We start from the raw sequence: 17753 nt of genomic DNA, 5'->3' as shown, positions 1-17753 counted from the left end.
AAGAATTGAATGGAGGATAATAATTATGGAACTATTAGATCGCGCAAGAAAAATTAATGCTATGTTACAAAAATCTGCAGGAAAATCGGTGAATTTCAATGATATGTCTGCAACGCTCAGAGATGTTATTAAAGGAAATGTATTTATTTTGAGCAGAAGAGGTAAATTACTCGGATTTGCTATTAATCAGGAGATTGAAAATGAACGTATGAAGAGTATGCTGGAAGAAAAGCAATTTCCGGAAGAGTATACAGAAGGATTATTCAGCATTAGAGAAACTACTGCGAATATCGATATTGATAATCAGCTTACGGTTTTTCCTGTTGAAAATCGAGAATTATTCCAAAATGGTCTAACAACGATTGTACCTATTGTTGGTGGGGGAGACCGACTTGGTACGCTTATCTTAGGAAGACTAACAGATAGCTTTAATAACGATGATTTACTGCTCGCAGAGTATGGAGCAACTGTTGTAGGAATGGAGATTTTGCAAGAAAAAACGGAAGAAATCGAAGTAGAAGCAAGAAGTAAAGCCGTGGTACAAATGGCTATTAGTTCATTGTCATACAGTGAGTTAGAGGCAATTGACCATATCTTTGAAGAGTTAAACGGAATGGAAGGTCTGCTCGTAGCAAGTAAAATTGCAGATAGAGTAGGTATTACAAGATCTGTGATTGTAAATGCATTAAGAAAACTTGAAAGTGCAGGAGTCATCGAATCGCGTTCTCTAGGAATGAAAGGAACATTTATAAAAGTACTAAATAGTAAATTCCTTGTGGAACTGGAAAAATTACGTTCAAGATAATGGAAATAGGTAGATAAAAAAGCTAGCGTGCTCTAGCTTTTTTTCTTTTATATCCTATTAAGAAAAGATCTTTGAAACACTCGTTTCGCTATCAAGAGAATTGATCCAAAAGAAGCTACACACATCATTATCGTTTAGGCGGAGGACATGGAAATAGTTCTGTTTGTCGAAAAGATTTGGGGGCTTAGCCAACAGCTTTGCTTTAGATGATGGTTTTACTATATTAGTAGAAGGGATTTGTATTCTATTTTCATGATGCTTCGTTTATTTTATAAATGAACGTTGGTAGAGCTTGCTAACGCGTTTGATTTAACTATGCTAAGCATTTCACAAATACATAAAAAGTTATTTTTAAGTGAAGAAAAAAACTAAAGAATACAGGCATTATCTATCATGAATGAGCAGATGCAAAAACATAGAAATGCGTTTATGAATGATTCTTATTTTGGTAAACAATAGTAAAGGTCGTTTAATGTAAAGATATTATTTTTACTGATCATTATTTTACATATCCTAGACGGTCGAAAAAACATCACTACAAGCAAGACCCCTCTAGCTACATATGGAAGGATTTTCAGAATCTGAAATTTCCCGGGAGTATAAACTGCGGCAAAACTGAGGCCTCACTTATGATTAAATTATATGCATAGAAAAATAAGTTAATGCTTGATTACATGCCCCCTATGTGATATAGTAACTTTTGGTGTAAGTACTATGTTCATACGATGAGCAAGTTTCATCACACACGTTTAGTAATTTGAATAGAAGGTGCCAGTTCAATCATGGTCTTTATCCAAAAATGATCTAAGCGGAGGAAAAAAACCAATTAGGAGGAATTTTTTATGGCAGCAATATCAATGAAACAATTATTGGAAGCTGGTGTACATTTTGGGCATCAGACGCGCCGTTGGAATCCAAAGATGAAGAAATACATCTTCACAGAACGTAACGGCATTTACATCATTGACCTTCAAAAAACAGTTAAAAAGGTTGATGAAGCATACAAATATGTAAAAGAAATCGCATCAAATGGTGGTTCGATTCTTTTCGTTGGTACGAAAAAACAAGCACAAGAGTCTGTTCGTGATGAGGCAGTACGTTCAGGAATGTTCTATATTAACCAGCGCTGGTTAGGAGGTACACTTACAAACTTCCAAACCATTCGTAAACGTATTACCCGCCTTAAAGATATTGAACGGATGGAAGAAGATGGAACATTTGAAGTGCTACCCAAAAAAGAAGTTGTTGATGTATTAAAAGAAAAAGATCGCTTAATGAAATTCTTAGGCGGAATTAAAGAAATGGATAAATTACCGGATGCTATGTTCGTTATTGATCCACGTAAAGAGCGGATTGCAATTGCTGAGGCACATAAGTTAAACATTCCAATCATTGCAATGGTGGATACAAATTGTGATCCGGATGAAATTGATTATGTTATTCCAGCAAATGATGATGCCATTCGTGCGGTGAAACTATTGACTTCCAAAATCGCTGACGCTATTCTGGAAGTGAAACAAGGTGAAGAAACAGAAGAGGTACCAGAAAACGTACAATCAGAAGCGAATGAAGAAGGAAGCGAAGAAGCAACTGTAGAAGAAACGGACGCTGAAGTTGAAACAGACACGAATGCTGAATCTAAACAAGTGTAATTAATAGTAGAAAAGGTGAGGTGATAAGAGGATAAGAGCCTTTTATCACCTTTTTTAAAAAGAATATTCAAAGGAGGATATATGAAATGGCTATTGATGCTAAAATGGTGAAAGAATTACGTGAAAGAACTGGTGCAGGTATGATGGATTGTAAAAAAGCACTACAGGAAACAGATGGAGATATGGATAAAGCCATTAACTATTTGCGTGAGAAAGGGATCTCTAAAGCCGCTAAAAAGGCTGATCGGGTTGCTGCAGAAGGTGCTACTTATATTGAAACAGATGGTAATTCCGCAGTTCTATTAGAAGTCAATTGTGAAACGGACTTTGTGACAAAAAACGATCAGTTCCAACAATTATTATCAGAACTTGGAGAGCATATTGTAAAACAACAGCCTGCTGATATGGACACGGTAATGAAGCAACCGTTACATGGAAACGGTAGTGAAACAGTGGAGGATTATATCAATGCAACAATTGCAAAAATTGGTGAAAAAATTTCATTGCGTCGATTTACATTATTAAATAAAACAGATAATGATACATTTGGATCTTATCTGCATATGGGTGGAAATATTGGTGTACTGTCACTTGTTGAAGGTACACAGGACGGACAACTTGCGAAGGATATAGCTATGCATATTGCAGCATCTAATCCTCGTTATGTGTCACGTGACGAAGTTCCGGAAGAAGAGGTTAACCAAGAGCGCGAAGTGTTGAAAACACAAGCTTTAAATGAGGGAAAACCCGAAAACATTGTTGAAAAAATGGTCGAAGGACGTCTCGGCAAATTCTTTGGAGAAATTTGCTTGTTGGAACAGGATTTTGTGAAAGATCCAGATCAAAAAGTAAAAAAATATGTAGCAGATAAAGGTGCGAGCGTCAACTCATTTGTACGCTATGAAGTAGGCGAAGGTATGGAGAAACGTGAAGAGAACTTTGCTGAAGAAGTTATGAATCAGATTAAAAAATAATGTAACCTGATATAGGGAACGTGACAGGTTCCCTACCCAGGATATAAGTTCATCGATGGAGGTATTTATGACAACTGCTCGTTACCGTAGAATTGTACTCAAATTAAGTGGAGAAGCTTTAAGTGGCGAACATGGAAATGGCATTGAACCTAAAGTCATTCAATCCATCGCAAGCCAAGTAAAAGAAGTGGCAGAACTTGGGGTTGAAATCGCCATCGTTGTGGGTGGAGGAAATATATGGCGTGGAAAAGTCGGCAGCGAAATGGGAATGGATCGCGCAACAGCTGATTATATGGGAATGTTAGCAACGATCATGAATTCTCTTGCACTCCAGGATGCTCTGGAAACCATTGATATTCCAACTCGTGTACAAACATCAATTGAAATGCGTCAGGTAGCTGAGCCTTATATTAGAAGAAAAGCAATTCGTCATTTAGAAAAGAAACGTGTTGTTATCTTCGCTGCAGGTACCGGAAATCCTTACTTTTCTACAGATACAACTGCAGCATTACGGGCTGCAGAGATTGAGGCAGAAGTAATTCTGATGGCCAAGAATAATGTAGATGGTGTATATACGGATGATCCGAAAACCAATAAATCTGCCCAGAAGTATGAAAGTTTAACATTTCTGGAAATGTTGAATGAGGATCTCGGCGTTATGGATTCAACAGCGTCATCCTTATGTATGGATAATGATATTCAATTAATTGTATTTTCCATTATGGAAGAAGGCAATATAAAACGTGTTGTTGCTGGCGAAACCATTGGAACAATATTAAGGGGGAAATAGTTATGTCGGACAAGATCGTTAAAGAGATGCAGGAAAAAATGGAACAAGCGGTACAGGCATTCTCTAAGACACTGGCAACTGTAAGAGCGGGTAGAGCAAGCGCGAACTTACTGGATAATGTTTATGTAGATTACTATGGTGCAACAACACCACTAAACCAACTATCCTCTATTTCCGTACCAGAGGCAAGATTACTGGTCATTTCACCATATGATAAATCATCACTTTCTGATGTTGAAAAAGCAATTCAAAAAGCTGATCTTGGCGTTTCACCAACAAATGATGGAAATGTTATACGTATAAACATACCGGCTTTAACGGAAGAAAGACGGAAAGATTTAGTGAAAGTGGTAGGTAAATATGCGGAAGAAGCACGTGTCCAAGTACGGAATATTCGTCGTGAAGCAAATGATCAGTTGAAAAAGGCTGAAAAGAATAATGAACTCACCGAAGATGATCTACGTGGCCTGCAGGACAGGGTGCAAAAAGAAACAGATACGCAAACCGCAAAAATTGATCAAATTGCTAAAGACAAAGAAAATGATATTATGGAAGTATAGTCTTTCTAAAATTTTATTACTTGAAATCTTTATTATTGCTTCAATAAAGTGTAAAATAAGATGCAGGTAGCCCTCTTGTTTAAGGGGGCTTTCGTATTCTTCTTACATAAAAATTGTAATAAACATTGATTTTAATGATATAATGATGATTCATCCTGATCGTATAGTATTATAATTCTTTTTCCTTCATATTGATTATAGTTAAAGGATTGTAAATGGATAATCAACAATATTTGGAGGACAAAACTATGTCAATGAAACTTCCTTTTATAAATAATAAACAGAAAAAGGAAACCCAACCAAGTGATTTAGAAAACACCCCGGACCATGTGGCAATTATTATGGATGGAAATGGCAGATGGGCAAAGAAACGTGGGCTTCCACGTATTGCTGGTCATAGAGAAGGAGTAAGGGTTGTTAAAGATATTGTAAAGACAGCTTCTAATCATAACGTACAAATTCTTACACTGTACACATTTTCAACAGAAAACTGGAAGCGACCAAAATCCGAGGTCGATTTTATCATGAAGCTTCCAAAAGAATTTCTGGATGTTTACCTGCCGGAACTCATCGAAAACAATGTAAGGCTTGATACGATTGGTGAAGTGGAAGCATTACCTAAAGATACAAAAAAAGTAATCCAGTATGCGAAAGATAAAACAAAGAATAATGATGGATTATTATTAAATTTTGCTTTAAACTATGGTAGTAGATTCGAAATTATGCAGGCAATTAAGCAAATAATGACAGACATAGATGGCTCAAAATTATCCGTAGAAGCAGTTGATGAAGAAATATTTTCAAAATACTTATATACACAAGGAATTAGTGACCCTGATTTATTAATACGTACCAGTGGAGAACAGCGGTTAAGTAATTTTTTGTTATGGCAGTTAGCCTATACCGAATTTTGGTTTACAGATGTATTATGGCCGGATTTTAATGAGGAAACTTTCCAGCAGGCTATTCATGAATATCAACTACGAAAAAGGCGATATGGAGGTATTTAGGGTGATGAATAGGATATGATGCAACGAACTCTAACAGCGATTTTAGCAATAATTGTGCTTCTTCCATTTGTCATCTATGGAGGCCTGCCTTTTACACTTTTTGTTTATGTAATAGCTACAATCGGATTAATGGAACTTATGAGAATGCATAAAATAGACATGTATTCACTACCGTCTATATTAGCAATAGTATTTTTATGGATAACCCTATTTCCTATACATAGCGCATCTGGTTATATTGGGATCACGGACTTAACACAAACGGAAGTAGTAACGGTTTTTGTATTGTTGTTGCTTTCTTACACCGTATTAGTAAAGAATAAATTTACGTTTGATGATGCCGGATTTATACTTTTAGCCGTTATATATATAGGAATGGGATTCTATTATTTAATTGAAACACGTAATGCAGGTCTTAATTATATTTTTTATGCATTATTTATTGTCTGGGCAACAGATACAGGTGCTTATGTATTTGGACGCTTATTGGGCAAGAGAAAGCTTTGGCCCAAAATAAGTCCAAAGAAGACAATTGAAGGAGCATTAGGCGGTGTGCTCTTGGCTTGTATAGTTTCAATTGTATTTCAGCTTACCTATCCATTTCCTTTTTCTATGCTTGTTGTAGTTGGAGCAACAATTGTGGCATCTATTTTTGGACAAATTGGTGATTTAGTGGAATCAGCGTTTAAACGGCATTACAATGTAAAGGATTCAGGAAATATTTTGCCGGGACACGGTGGAATATTAGACCGTTTCGATAGCTTGCTTTTTGTTTTGCCATTGTTGCATTTTATAGGATTTATATAAATATACTTATAATGCGCGTGTTGCTAACATTTTAGGTGTAACAATTATCATAGTTCCATCAGGGCCAATGCTGTGTTATGATGATTACTATCATACAGGCGTGGATTTATCTGAGCAAAGGAAGGTGCTTTTTTTGACAACAGTTATAGCTTTTGTATTCATGTTTGGCCTATTGGTGTTTATTCATGAGTGGGGTCATTTAATCTTTGCAAAACGTGCTGGAATGCTGGCACGTGAATTTGCTATTGGCTTTGGACCAAAGGTTTTTTCATTTACCAGAAATGAAACGTTATATACGATACGTTTGATCCCGGCTGGTGGCTATGTACGTGTTGCGGGTGAAGATCCCGAGATTATTGAATTAAAACCTGGTCATCATATTGGACTTGAGTTTAATGATGCAGGAAAAATTGATAAAATTATTGTTAACAATAAATCAAAACATCCAAATGCCCGTGTTATTGAAGTCGAACATGCAGATCTGGATCATGAATTAATTATAGAAGGCTATGAGATAGATGAAGAAGAGAAGTTACGCTTTGATGTAGATCCGAAGGCGTTCTTTATCATGGACGAGCGAGAAACACAAATTGCCCCATATGACCGCCAATTTGCTTCTAAGAGCCCCGGAAAAAGAGCAATGCAGTTGTTTGCAGGTCCCATGATGAACTTTCTGCTGGCGATTGTGCTTTTTCTTATTTTAGGAATGATTCAGGGTGTGCCTGTGGATGAGGCTAAAATGAGTGAAGTTGTAGAAGGAAGTCCGGCAGAGGAAGCAGGGTTACAGGCGAATGATGAAATTATAGAGATTGAAGGAAATTCTATAGCGACATGGGAAGACTTTACTGCTATTGTACAAGAAAACCCGGGAGAAGAATTAGATATGACAATCGATCGTAATGGAGAAGAACAAACGGTGACGGTCGTTCCAGACGAGATTGAAACGCAGGTAGAGGGACAATCAATTGGACAAGCTGGAGTTCAAAGGGCGTTTGAAAAATCTTTCTTAGGTACCTTTGAATATGGATTTACCCAGACATATGAGACAACCAGAACGATTTTAACGAACTTGGGTATGTTGATTACCGGGCAAGTTTCCATTGAATTATTGTCTGGTCCTGTTGGTATATATGATGCGACAGATCAAGTTGTTCAGACCGGTTTGATGAATTTCATCATGTTTACCGCTATTTTAAGTGTTAACCTGGGTATTGTAAATTTGGTACCACTGCCTGCACTTGACGGAGGACGATTAATGTTTGTTGGCATAGAAGCAATACGCGGCAAACCAGTTTCCCCTGAAAAAGAAGGAATCTTCCATTTTGTGGGGTTTGCACTGTTAATGCTGCTAATGATTGTCGTTACATGGAATGATATACAACGGCTCTTCTTGTAGCATAGGATAATGATTTAACTTGACGTGAAAACCCTTGTCTTTTACTTTCGGCAAGGGTTTCCATCATTATGGCCCGGAGGTCAGAGTATGAGGAGGGGAATAGATGGATATATCAAAACGAGAGAAAATGAATGTACTACTTAGTCAACTACAAATGCCGGAAGAATATAGTAATGATTATTTTTTGGAAAGCTATTTAGACAAGTTAGAAGTGTATAAACAAACACGTACCTGGCATTTTCACATCCATGTAAAGCGTGTATTGCCATTACATATCTATTTATTATTAACAACGAAATTACAGGAGACATTTCAGCAATTCGCCAACTTGGATGTAACGATTTACACAGAGGAAAAAAACTGTGATCCTTCCATTATTCGTGATTATTGGAAAAATTTCATACAGAATTTAACCAAGCTATCACCAGCGTATAAAGATTTAGTTCAAACACAAATCCCACAAGTAAACAATAATAAGATTATGTTAACTTCAAGGAATGAAGCGGAAGCAACGGCTTTAAAGAAACGCTTGGAGGAAAGTTTCCAAGCATATTGCACGAAAATTGGTGCTATGCGTTATTCGATGGAAATCACCGTAAAAACGGAAACAGAGACGATTCAAAAATTCAAAGAACAAACGGCCTTAGAGGATCAGCAAGTGGTCTTGAAAACAGTCCAGGAAAAAGAAAAACGCGATAAAGATAAATCACAGCCTGACAATAAGCCATTTATGATTGGATATAAAATTCAAGATGATGTTATGCAAATGGAAGAAATTCAGGAAGAGGAGCGTCGCGTAACTGTTCAGGGATATATATTTGCAGTAGAGGTCCGCCAATTACGTTCCGGAAGAAGTCTATTAATTATTAAAGCAACGGATTATACCGATTCCCTAGAAATTAAAATGTTCTCCAAAGGGGATGAAGATGCGGCGAAATTCGAAGCTGTGAAAGAAGGGATGTGGGTAAAAGCAAGAGGAAGTATACAAACAGATATGTATACAAATGAACTGGCTATGATGGCAGGTGACATTCATGAAGTAAAAGTAGAAGCTCGTATGGATGAGGCTTCGAATGATAATAAAAGGGTGGAATTACATGCACATACTACGATGAGTCAAATGGATGCAGTTGTTTCGCCGTCTGCCCTTGTAAAGCAAGCCGCAAAATGGGGACATAAGGCTGTTGCTATTACAGATCATGCTGGTGTACAAGGATTTCCAGAGGCACATGCAGCAAGTCAAAAGAACGATATAAAAGTATTGTATGGTGTTGAAGCCAATTTAGTGGACGATGGTGTACCAATTGCTTATAACGAAACAGATGTTGATTTGAAGACAGCTAGCTATGTTGTTTTTGACGTTGAAACGACTGGATTATCAGCAGTCTATGACACTATCATTGAGCTTGCTGGTGTTAAAGTTTTAGACGGGGAGATTGTTGATCGTTTTGAGTCTTTCGCGAATCCCCATCATGCTTTGTCGCAAACGACGACTGATTTAACCGGTATAACGGATGATATGGTGAAAGATGCACCAGAAATTGATGATGTATTAAAAGATTTTTATGAATGGATGGAAGATAGTATTCTGGTAGCACATAATGCAAGCTTTGATATGGGCTTTCTGAATCAAGGTTTCAAAAAGATTGATTATGAGAAAGCAACAAATCCTGTTATAGACACATTAGAACTTGCTAGATTTTTATTCCCAGAATTAAAAAACCACCGTCTGAATACGTTATGTAAATACTTGGATATTGAGCTCACGCAACATCACAGGGCCATCTATGATGCTGAAGCTACAGGGTATTTGCTATGGAAATTGGTTCAGCGCCTGCTGAAAGAAGAAATTACGAACCATCACCAATTAAATAATCATATGGGTGAAGGGAATGCGTATCAGCGTTCACGTCCATATCATTGCACCATACTTGCAAAAACGCAAGAAGGCTTAAAGAATTTATACAAGTTGGTCTCTTATGCACATGTTAATTATTTTTATCGTGTTCCACGCATTCCGCGTTCCCTTTTGCAAAGGTTTAGAGATGGTATTCTTGTTGGGTCAGGCTGTGATCAGGGAGAAGTTTTTGAAACGATGATGCAAAAATCAGTAGAAGAGGCAGAAAATGTAGCAGCGTTTTATGATTACATCGAAGTTCAGCCACCAGCTAATTATACACATTTAATTGAAAAAGACCTTGTTCAAAATGAAGCACAGGTCCTTGATATTATTACAAAATTGGTTGAAATGGGTAAACGTATGAATAAACGCGTAGTTGCGACGGGAAACGTACATTATATCGAAAAGCATGAAAAATTATATCGTCAGATTCTAATTGCCTCTCAGGCTGGTAATCCATTAAGCCGGCAAACATTACCGGACACACCATATCGTACAACAAATGAGATGCTGGAGAGCTTTAGCTTTTTAGGCGAAGAAAAAGCATATGAAATTATTGTTGACAATACCAACGCGTTAGCAGATGAAATAGAAGACGTTTCACCAGTTCGAGATGGCTTGTTTACACCAAAAATAGAAGGTGCTGAACAGGAAATAAGAGATCTCTGTTATAACCGGGCGAGACAGATATACGGTGAAGAAGTACCGGAAATCGTTACTGAACGACTTGAAAAAGAATTGGAGAGTATTATTGGAAATGGATTTGCTGTCATCTATTTAATTTCACAGAAACTGGTCAAAAAATCATTGACGGATGGTTATTTGGTTGGGTCACGTGGTTCAGTGGGTTCCTCCTTTGTGGCTACAATGACGGAGATTTCTGAAGTAAATCCACTGCCACCACACTATGTTTGCCCACACTGTCATTATAGTGAGTTTATTACAGATGGTACTGCTGGTAGCGGCTTTGATCTGCCTGATAAAAATTGCCCGCATTGCGATAGTCCATTAACGAAGGATGGACAGGACATACCATTTGAGACTTTTCTTGGATTTAAGGGTGATAAGGTACCTGATATTGACTTGAATTTTTCAGGAGATTATCAACCTGTAGCCCATAATTTTACGAAGGAAATTTTTGGTGAGGACAATGTTTATCGTGCTGGAACAATTGGGACAGTAGCAGAAAAAACAGCCTACGGATATGTGAAAGGATACGCATCGGATAAACAACTGGTCTTAAAAAAAGCAGAAGTGGATCGCCTAGTACAAGGAAGTCAAGGTGTTAAACGAAATACTGGGCAGCATCCTGGTGGAATCGTTGTTGTTCCAGAGGATAAGGAGATTTATGATTTCACACCAATTCAATACCCTGCAGATGATCGCAGTAGCGAATGGAGAACGACGCATTTTGATTTCCATTCCATTGATAGTAATCTGTTAAAATTGGATATACTGGGACATGATGATCCAACCGTCATCCGTATGCTTCAGGATTTAAGTGGCATTGATCCGAAAACCATTCCAACTGATGATGCTGAAGTGATGAAAATATTTTCAGGTACAGATGCAATTGGAGTTACTCCAGAGCAAATTAATTGTAAAACCGGTACACTAGGTGTCCCTGAATTCGGAACAAATTTTGTTAGACAAATGCTTGAAGACACAAAACCTTCAACATTCTCCGAACTTCTCATTATTTCGGGACTGTCACATGGTACGGACGTCTGGTTAGGGAATGCACAAGAATTAATTAATGACGGTGTGTGTGAGCTACCTGATGTTATTGGTTGCCGTGATGATATTATGGTTTACTTAATGCATAAGGGGTTGGAAGCTTCTCTTGCCTTTAAAATTATGGAATTTGTTCGGAAAGGAAAAGGATTGCAGGATGATTGGATTGTAGAAATGAAAAAGCATGGCGTGCCGGACTGGTATATTGAATCCTGTAAGAAGATTAAATATATGTTCCCGAAGGCTCATGCTGCAGCCTATGTATTAATGGCAGTCAGGATCGCTTATTTCAAGGTCCATTATCCTATTTTATTTTATGCTGCATATTTTACGGTAAGAGCAGGTGACTTTGAATTAGATACGATGATTAAAGGTTCTCAGGCAATCAGACAGCGAATCGAAAGTATAACAGCAAAAGGAAATGATGCTCCACCGAAAGAAAAAAGTTTGTTAACTGTATTGGAAGTATCATTGGAAATGTGTGAACGTGGATTTTCATTTAAGAAAGTTGATCTTTATAAATCCAGTGCGACTGAATTTATTGTTGATGAAAATGCACTTATTCCACCATTTAATGCCGTTGATGGATTAGGGACAAACGCAGCCATTAATATCGTAAAAGCACGTGAAGAAGGTGAGTTTTTATCCAAAGAGGATCTTCGTGAGCGGAGTAGAATTTCCAAGACTGTTTTGGAGTACCTGGATAATCATGGGTGTTTAGATGGAATGGCGGAAAAAAATCAACTATCCTTATTTTAAAGGATGGCGACTGTGCCAAAGATCCGTCCACCAAAAACATTTGTTACTCATGACAGGAAAGATAGAAACAGCGACGTAGTGAAAGTAACTTTATGAGAAAGTTCTCGTTCTAATGATAGTTGAGCGTAGGCATTCGGCTACGGAAATGTCACAGTTTCTGTCGCTAAATTTCATTCGTATTCAACACCGAACTGGTAAGAGAGCTTCAATATGTTTGATATGCATTACAAATGCAGTTTAACGGTAGGAATTGGACCACCAGCGAAGGAAACACATGAAGACTCCTGCGGGAGCTAAAGGCCTAGATGAGACGCCGAAGTGCGCTAGCAGGAGGTGGCTCATCAGCCCCCTAAGGTGCGCGGAATGTGTTTCCGTAGCGGTATCCCTACGCTCTCAACCAATGCTTGGAAAGAGTATGGCACACTACGTTGCAGTTTCTATCAATGGCGAAGAATAGCAACGATGTTTATGAAAGAGCAATTTTAAATGGTAGCTAAGTTGTGAAATAATTATTTGCTCGCCTTGCATCCTCCGTGTTCATGTGATATACTGTTTTTGGTAAGAAATGATACGAACGGTTAAAAGAGTGGGTAAATGCCCACTCTTTCTTCATACTTCTATTCGATTTTAAGTTATGCTTCCCCTTGCCACATCTTCCGGCAGGGGTTTTATATTGAATCTGGAGTACTTAAATGAAAATAGGGTAGTTTGTTCATAATAAGGAATAATGACAATTGAATAAAGGAGGATAAAAGTTTGAGTTCCCAGGTAGTAAAAACAACCGAACAATTACTGCAACCTATTTTAGAGAAAAGAGAATTGGAATTGGTTGATATTAACTATGAAAAAGAAGGTAAAAATTGGTTCCTTCGGATATATATTGATAAAACTGGTGGCGTAGATATCTCAGAATGTGGAGATGTGTCAGAAGAATTAAGTGAAAAATTGGATGAAACAGATCCTATCAAAGAAGCTTATTTTCTGGAAGTGTCTTCTCCGGGTGTTGAACGACCATTAAAAACAAAGGAAGATTTCCAAAATAATTTGCATAAAAATATTTTTGTTAAATTATATGAACCAATTGATGGGTCAAAGGAATATGAGGGCACGCTGAAAAGCTTTACGAATCATTTGGTAACGATAGAGTACAACGTAAAAACACAAAAAAAACAGGTTGAAATTCCATATGACAAAATAGCAAAAGCAAGACTTGCTGTAATGTTTTAAAAGGGGGAAAGGAAAAGTGAGCAGTCAGTTGTTTAATGCGATTGATTATTTGGCAGAGGAAAAAGGGATAGATAAGGATATTCTAATGGAGGCATTGGAAGCAGCTTTAATATCAGCCTATAAGAAAAATTTTAAATCCGCGTCAAATGTGCGCGTAGAACTCAATGAAGAAACAGGTAAAATGGGAGTTTTTTCAAGAAAAACCGTAGTTGAAGAAATAGAAGATACACAACAGGATATTTCACTGGAAGAGGCCAGGGAAATAGATCCGAATTATGAATTAGAGGATGTTATTGAGGTGGAAGTAACACCAAAGGACTTTGGCCGAATAGCTGCTCAGGCAGCCAAGCAGGTTGTTACACAACGTGTGAGAGAAGCTGAGCGAGGGGTTATATTCAGTGAGTATCAAGATCGCGAAGAGGATGTAATGACAGGGATTATTCAGCGCACAGACTCACGTTTTGTTTATGTCAATTTAGGCAAGGTTGAGGCAAAACTAGCTGAGGCTGAACAAATGCCTACAGAAAACTATTATGTTCACGACCGTTTAAAAGTATTTGTGACCAAAGTAGAAAATACGAGTAAAGGGCCACAAATTTTTATTTCCAGATCTCATCCCGGTCTCTTGAAACGATTATTTGAAATGGAAGTTCCGGAAATTTATGATGGCATTGTTGAAATTAAATCTGTTTCAAGAGAAGCAGGAGACAGATCTAAAATTTCTGTTCATGCTCCTGACCCGGAAATAGATCCTGTTGGTTCATGCGTTGGACAAAAGGGACAACGCGTTCAGGCAATTGTGAATGAATTAAAAGGGGAAAAAATTGATATTGTAGAATGGTCAGAGGATCCGATTGTGTATGTAACAAATGCATTGAGTCCATCAAAAGTTATTGAGGTTTTAGTGGATGAGGAAGAGAAAGCAACCACTGTAATCGTGCCAGACTATCAATTATCGCTGGCCATTGGAAAGCGTGGTCAAAATGCAAGACTTGCGGCTAAGTTAACAGGTTGGAAAATCGATATTAAGAGCGAAACAGATGCTAGGGCAGAAGGCCTTTTAACAGATGAGGACAATGAAGAAGACGATGAAGAAGACCCAAACAGAGATGAAGATTTGTTCCAATAAGGAGGGAATCCGGTGGCACAAAAGAAAAAGAAGATACCGCAACGTAAATGTATCGTTACAAATGAAATGAAGCCCAAAAAAGAGCTGATTCGTGTCGTAAGGAACAAAGAAGGAGAAGTCTTTGTTGATCCGACCGGTAAGAAGAATGGCCGAGGCGCCTATTTATCTCGTGACCACGAAGTCATTGCAAAAGCAGAAGAAACGAATATATTACATCGTCAATTCAATGTGGAAGTAGATACATCCATTTATGATGAACTAAAACAATTCATTGATGGTAACGATAATGACAAATAGTTATTTAAATATACTGGGGCTTGCGTATCGTGCTGGGAAATGTTCGTTAGGCGAAGAAACAATCGTAAAAGATATTCAAAAAAACAAGGCTAAGTTAGTACTCTTGGCAAATGATATTGGTCCACAGACATATAAGAAATTAACAAATAAATGTAAGACGTATGAAATTCCACTTCGGGTAGTAGATGATAGAGAAACAATGTCAAACGCTATCGGAAAATCCCAAAGGGTAGCTATTGCTATTTTAGATGCAGGATTTGCTGCTAAGATTAAATCGCTACTCGGGTAATAAAATTCGGGGGTGAACGTATGAGTAAAATGCGTGTATATGAATATGCAAAACAGAATAATGTAACAAGTAAAGATGTGATTAATCATCTAAATAACCTAAATATAGAGGTTTCCAATCATATGTCAACAATTTCATCTGATACAGCATCGAAATTAGATGAAAAATTTAAAGCTGGTTCTACTAGTCATACAAAACAACAAACAGAACCTTCATCCAGCCAAAACAAGCAGCCAATGAATAAAACAGGCAATAAAGGAAAGAACAATAAAACCGGACAGAAAAAGAATTCACAGCCGAACAAACAAAATAGAAATCAAAAAGGCAAAAAGGGAAAAGAGAATAAATCTGCGACAAATAAACAGTCCACGGTAAATAAAATTCCTGAGCGTATTACGTACAATGATACGTTGACTGTGAGTGAATTGGCAAGTAAACTTCATATGCAAGCGGCAGAAATAATAAAGAAATTAATGAACCTAGGTGTAATGGCAACGAAAAATCAGGACCTTGATGACGATACGATTGAGTTGCTTTGCGCTGAATTTAACGTTGAGGTTGAAAAAGAAATTATACTGGATGATACGGATTTTGAAAAGTATAGAGTAGAAGAAAATGAAGCCGATCTTATTGAAAGACCTGCCGTTGTTACTATTATGGGGCATGTCGACCATGGTAAAACAACACTACTCGATTCCATTCGTCATACGAAAGTAACAGCTGGAGAAGCTGGAGGGATCACTCAACATATTGGGGCGTATCAAGTAGAAGATCAAGGGAAGAAAGTTACATTTCTTGATACACCGGGACACGCCGCATTCACAAGTATGCGTTCTCGAGGAGCACAGGTAACGGATATTGCAATTTTGGTCGTTGCTGCTGATGATGGTGTTATGCCCCAGACGGTGGAAGCTATCAATCATGCAAAAGCTGCTGAGGTTCCAATTATTGTAGCTGTAAATAAAATGGACAAAGAAGGTGCCAATCCGGACCGTGTGATGCAGGAATTAACAGAATATGAACTTATTCCGGAAGCTTGGGGCGGCAGTACGATTTTTGTGAATGTAACAGCGACAAAGGCTGAAGGTATTGACGATTTATTGGAAATGATATTACTCGTCTCAGAAGTTGAGGAATTAAAAGCTAATCCAAATGCAAGTGCATCCGGTACAGTAATTGATGCCAAGCTAGATAAAGGCCGTGGGCCAGTTGCAACATTACTCATTGAGAATGGTCAATTAAATGTTGGCGATTCAATCGTTGTGGGCAATACGTATGGACGTGTAAGAGCAATGGTTAACGATGTAGGAGCACGTGTTAAAAAAGCCGGACCATCAACACCTGTGGAGATTACTGGTTTAAACCATGTACCTCAAGCAGGAGATCAATTCATGGTATTCAAAGATGAGAAAAAAGCGCGTCATATTGGTGAAGCACGGGCACAACAATATATTGTTGAAAATCGTAGCGAACAATCCAAAGTTAGTCTGGATGACTTGTTTGAGCAAATCAAGCAAGGAGAAATGAAAGAAATTAATATTATTATTAAAGCAGATGTTCAAGGCTCCGCAGAAGCGCTGGCAGGATCTCTTGGAAAAATAAATGTTGAAGGTGTGAATATCAAAATTATTCATACAGGAGTAGGAGCAATTTCGGAATCAGATATAATTTTAGCGTCAGCTTCTAATGCAATTGTAATCGGGTTTAATGTTCGTCCTGATGTTAATGCAAAGAAAGCAGCCGATACTGAAAAAGTAGATGTCCGTCTCCATCGCGTCATATATACTGCTATTGAAGAAATTGAAGCAGCTATGAAAGGCATGCTTGATCCGGAGTATGAAGAAAAAGTCATCGGACAAATAGAAGTTCGCGAAATATTCAAGGTTTCTAGAATAGGGACAATAGCGGGTAGCTATGTAACCGATGGAAAAGTGACAAGAGATTCCGGTATAAGAGTCATCCGTGACGGCGTTGTTCAATTTGAAGGTGAAATTGCCGCATTAAAACGTTTTAAAGATGACGTAAAAGAAGTCGCTCAAAATTATGAATGCGGGATTACCATTAAAAATTTCAATGACATTAAAGAAGGCGATGTTATGGAAGCATTTGTTATGGAAGAAATTGAACGTAAATGATGATGTATGCGGAAGTCGAATGTATGATGTATGAAGGCCATTCGCTTAAATCGAAACGATCAATTATCAAGCGTTTAATGGCTAAACTACGAAATAATTTTAATGTAGCCATTACAGAATTGGATTATCATGATTTATGGCAACGAACGAAACTTGGGATTGTTACAATCTCTACCAGCCATACACATGCCGAACAGACAATACAGGAAGTGCTGCGCGTCATTGATTCGTATGCAGAACTGGAACGTACTATTACAGATGTAGAGCGTGTGTAAGTTCAGGTTACACT

The 17753-nt window shown here is 37.7% G+C and carries 15 protein-coding genes; all 15 read left to right on the top strand.

Going from position 1 to position 17753, the window contains the following annotated elements; translation table 11 throughout:
• Positions 1-25: 25 nt before the first annotated feature.
• The 15 genes from codY to KFZ56_RS11355 all read left to right on the top strand — a co-directional run bounded on the left by codY (position 26) and on the right by KFZ56_RS11355 (position 17739).
• Complete coding sequence (codY, locus tag KFZ56_RS11425) at positions 26-805, top strand: GTP-sensing pleiotropic transcriptional regulator CodY (RefSeq protein ID WP_222642052.1); 780 nt, start codon at positions 26-28, stop codon at positions 803-805.
• A gap of 842 nt (positions 806-1647) precedes the next feature.
• Positions 1648-2457, top strand: coding sequence for a 30S ribosomal protein S2 (rpsB, locus tag KFZ56_RS11420; protein WP_222642051.1), 810 nt, complete (start codon positions 1648-1650; stop codon positions 2455-2457).
• 86 nt (positions 2458-2543) lie between these two features.
• The gene (gene tsf / locus KFZ56_RS11415; protein ID WP_222642050.1) at positions 2544-3431 is read left to right on the top strand and encodes a translation elongation factor Ts; all 888 of its coding nucleotides are present in this window, start codon (positions 2544-2546) and stop codon (positions 3429-3431) included.
• A gap of 67 nt (positions 3432-3498) precedes the next feature.
• A complete protein-coding gene (gene pyrH, locus KFZ56_RS11410; protein ID WP_222642049.1) occupies positions 3499-4221 on the top strand; it encodes a UMP kinase in 723 nt (240 codons plus the stop codon).
• 2 nt (positions 4222-4223) lie between these two features.
• A complete protein-coding gene (gene frr, locus KFZ56_RS11405; protein ID WP_222642048.1) occupies positions 4224-4781 on the top strand; it encodes a ribosome recycling factor in 558 nt (185 codons plus the stop codon).
• Positions 4782-5029: 248 nt separating this feature from the next.
• Positions 5030-5791 carry an undecaprenyl pyrophosphate synthase gene (gene uppS / locus KFZ56_RS11400; protein WP_222642047.1) on the top strand — a complete coding sequence of 254 codons (762 nt, stop codon included), beginning with the start codon at positions 5030-5032 and terminating at the stop codon, positions 5789-5791.
• Positions 5792-5806: 15 nt separating this feature from the next.
• Positions 5807-6598: a phosphatidate cytidylyltransferase gene (locus tag KFZ56_RS11395; RefSeq protein WP_222642046.1), complete on the top strand. Its 792-nt coding sequence runs from the start codon at positions 5807-5809 to the stop codon at positions 6596-6598.
• 133 nt (positions 6599-6731) lie between these two features.
• Entirely contained in the window at positions 6732-7994 is a 1263-nt protein-coding gene (rseP, locus tag KFZ56_RS11390; protein ID WP_222642045.1) for an RIP metalloprotease RseP, read from the top strand.
• A gap of 103 nt (positions 7995-8097) precedes the next feature.
• The gene (locus KFZ56_RS11385) at positions 8098-12387 is read left to right on the top strand and encodes a PolC-type DNA polymerase III (RefSeq protein WP_222642044.1); all 4290 of its coding nucleotides are present in this window, start codon (positions 8098-8100) and stop codon (positions 12385-12387) included.
• Positions 12388-13143: 756 nt separating this feature from the next.
• On the top strand, positions 13144-13614 hold the full coding sequence (rimP, locus tag KFZ56_RS11380; RefSeq protein WP_222642043.1) for a ribosome maturation factor RimP: 471 nt from the start codon (positions 13144-13146) through the stop codon (positions 13612-13614).
• A 16-nt stretch (positions 13615-13630) separates the two neighbouring features.
• A complete protein-coding gene (nusA, locus tag KFZ56_RS11375; protein ID WP_222642042.1) occupies positions 13631-14743 on the top strand; it encodes a transcription termination factor NusA in 1113 nt (370 codons plus the stop codon).
• A gap of 12 nt (positions 14744-14755) precedes the next feature.
• Positions 14756-15040: an RNase P modulator RnpM gene (rnpM, locus tag KFZ56_RS11370; RefSeq protein ID WP_222642041.1), complete on the top strand. Its 285-nt coding sequence runs from the start codon at positions 14756-14758 to the stop codon at positions 15038-15040.
• The gene (locus KFZ56_RS11365) at positions 15030-15329 is read left to right on the top strand and encodes a L7Ae/L30e/S12e/Gadd45 family ribosomal protein (protein ID WP_222642040.1); all 300 of its coding nucleotides are present in this window, start codon (positions 15030-15032) and stop codon (positions 15327-15329) included. The genes rnpM and KFZ56_RS11365 overlap by 11 nt, the downstream gene beginning before the upstream one ends.
• 20 nt (positions 15330-15349) lie before the next feature.
• Positions 15350-17464 carry a translation initiation factor IF-2 gene (gene infB / locus KFZ56_RS11360; RefSeq protein WP_222642039.1) on the top strand — a complete coding sequence of 705 codons (2115 nt, stop codon included), beginning with the start codon at positions 15350-15352 and terminating at the stop codon, positions 17462-17464.
• A complete protein-coding gene (locus KFZ56_RS11355; RefSeq protein ID WP_222642038.1) occupies positions 17461-17739 on the top strand; it encodes a DUF503 domain-containing protein in 279 nt (92 codons plus the stop codon). Before infB ends, KFZ56_RS11355 begins: the two co-directional genes overlap by 4 nt.
• The last annotated feature ends 14 nt before the right edge of the window (positions 17740-17753 follow it).

Origin of the sequence: Virgibacillus sp. NKC19-3, assembly GCF_019837165.1 — a bacterium.
GTDB classification, from domain to species: Bacteria; Bacillota; Bacilli; order Bacillales; family Amphibacillaceae; genus Virgibacillus_L; species Virgibacillus_L saliphilus.
The sequence above is the reverse complement of the archived record's forward strand: the minus strand, read 5'-3'. Positions and strand labels throughout refer to the sequence as shown.

Coding starts and splice junctions, on each gene's coding strand:
- codY (WP_222642052.1), top strand. CDS start 26: ATGGAACTATTAGATCGCGCAAGAAAAATTAATGCTATGTTACAAAAA.
- rpsB (WP_222642051.1), top strand. CDS start 1,648: ATGGCAGCAATATCAATGAAACAATTATTGGAAGCTGGTGTACATTTT.
- tsf (WP_222642050.1), top strand. CDS start 2,544: ATGGCTATTGATGCTAAAATGGTGAAAGAATTACGTGAAAGAACTGGT.
- pyrH (WP_222642049.1), top strand. CDS start 3,499: ATGACAACTGCTCGTTACCGTAGAATTGTACTCAAATTAAGTGGAGAA.
- frr (WP_222642048.1), top strand. CDS start 4,224: ATGTCGGACAAGATCGTTAAAGAGATGCAGGAAAAAATGGAACAAGCG.
- uppS (WP_222642047.1), top strand. CDS start 5,030: ATGTCAATGAAACTTCCTTTTATAAATAATAAACAGAAAAAGGAAACC.
- KFZ56_RS11395 (WP_222642046.1), top strand. CDS start 5,807: ATGATGCAACGAACTCTAACAGCGATTTTAGCAATAATTGTGCTTCTT.
- KFZ56_RS11385 (WP_222642044.1), top strand. CDS start 8,098: ATGGATATATCAAAACGAGAGAAAATGAATGTACTACTTAGTCAACTA.
- KFZ56_RS11365 (WP_222642040.1), top strand. CDS start 15,030: ATGACAAATAGTTATTTAAATATACTGGGGCTTGCGTATCGTGCTGGG.
- infB (WP_222642039.1), top strand. CDS start 15,350: ATGAGTAAAATGCGTGTATATGAATATGCAAAACAGAATAATGTAACA.
- KFZ56_RS11355 (WP_222642038.1), top strand. CDS start 17,461: ATGATGATGTATGCGGAAGTCGAATGTATGATGTATGAAGGCCATTCG.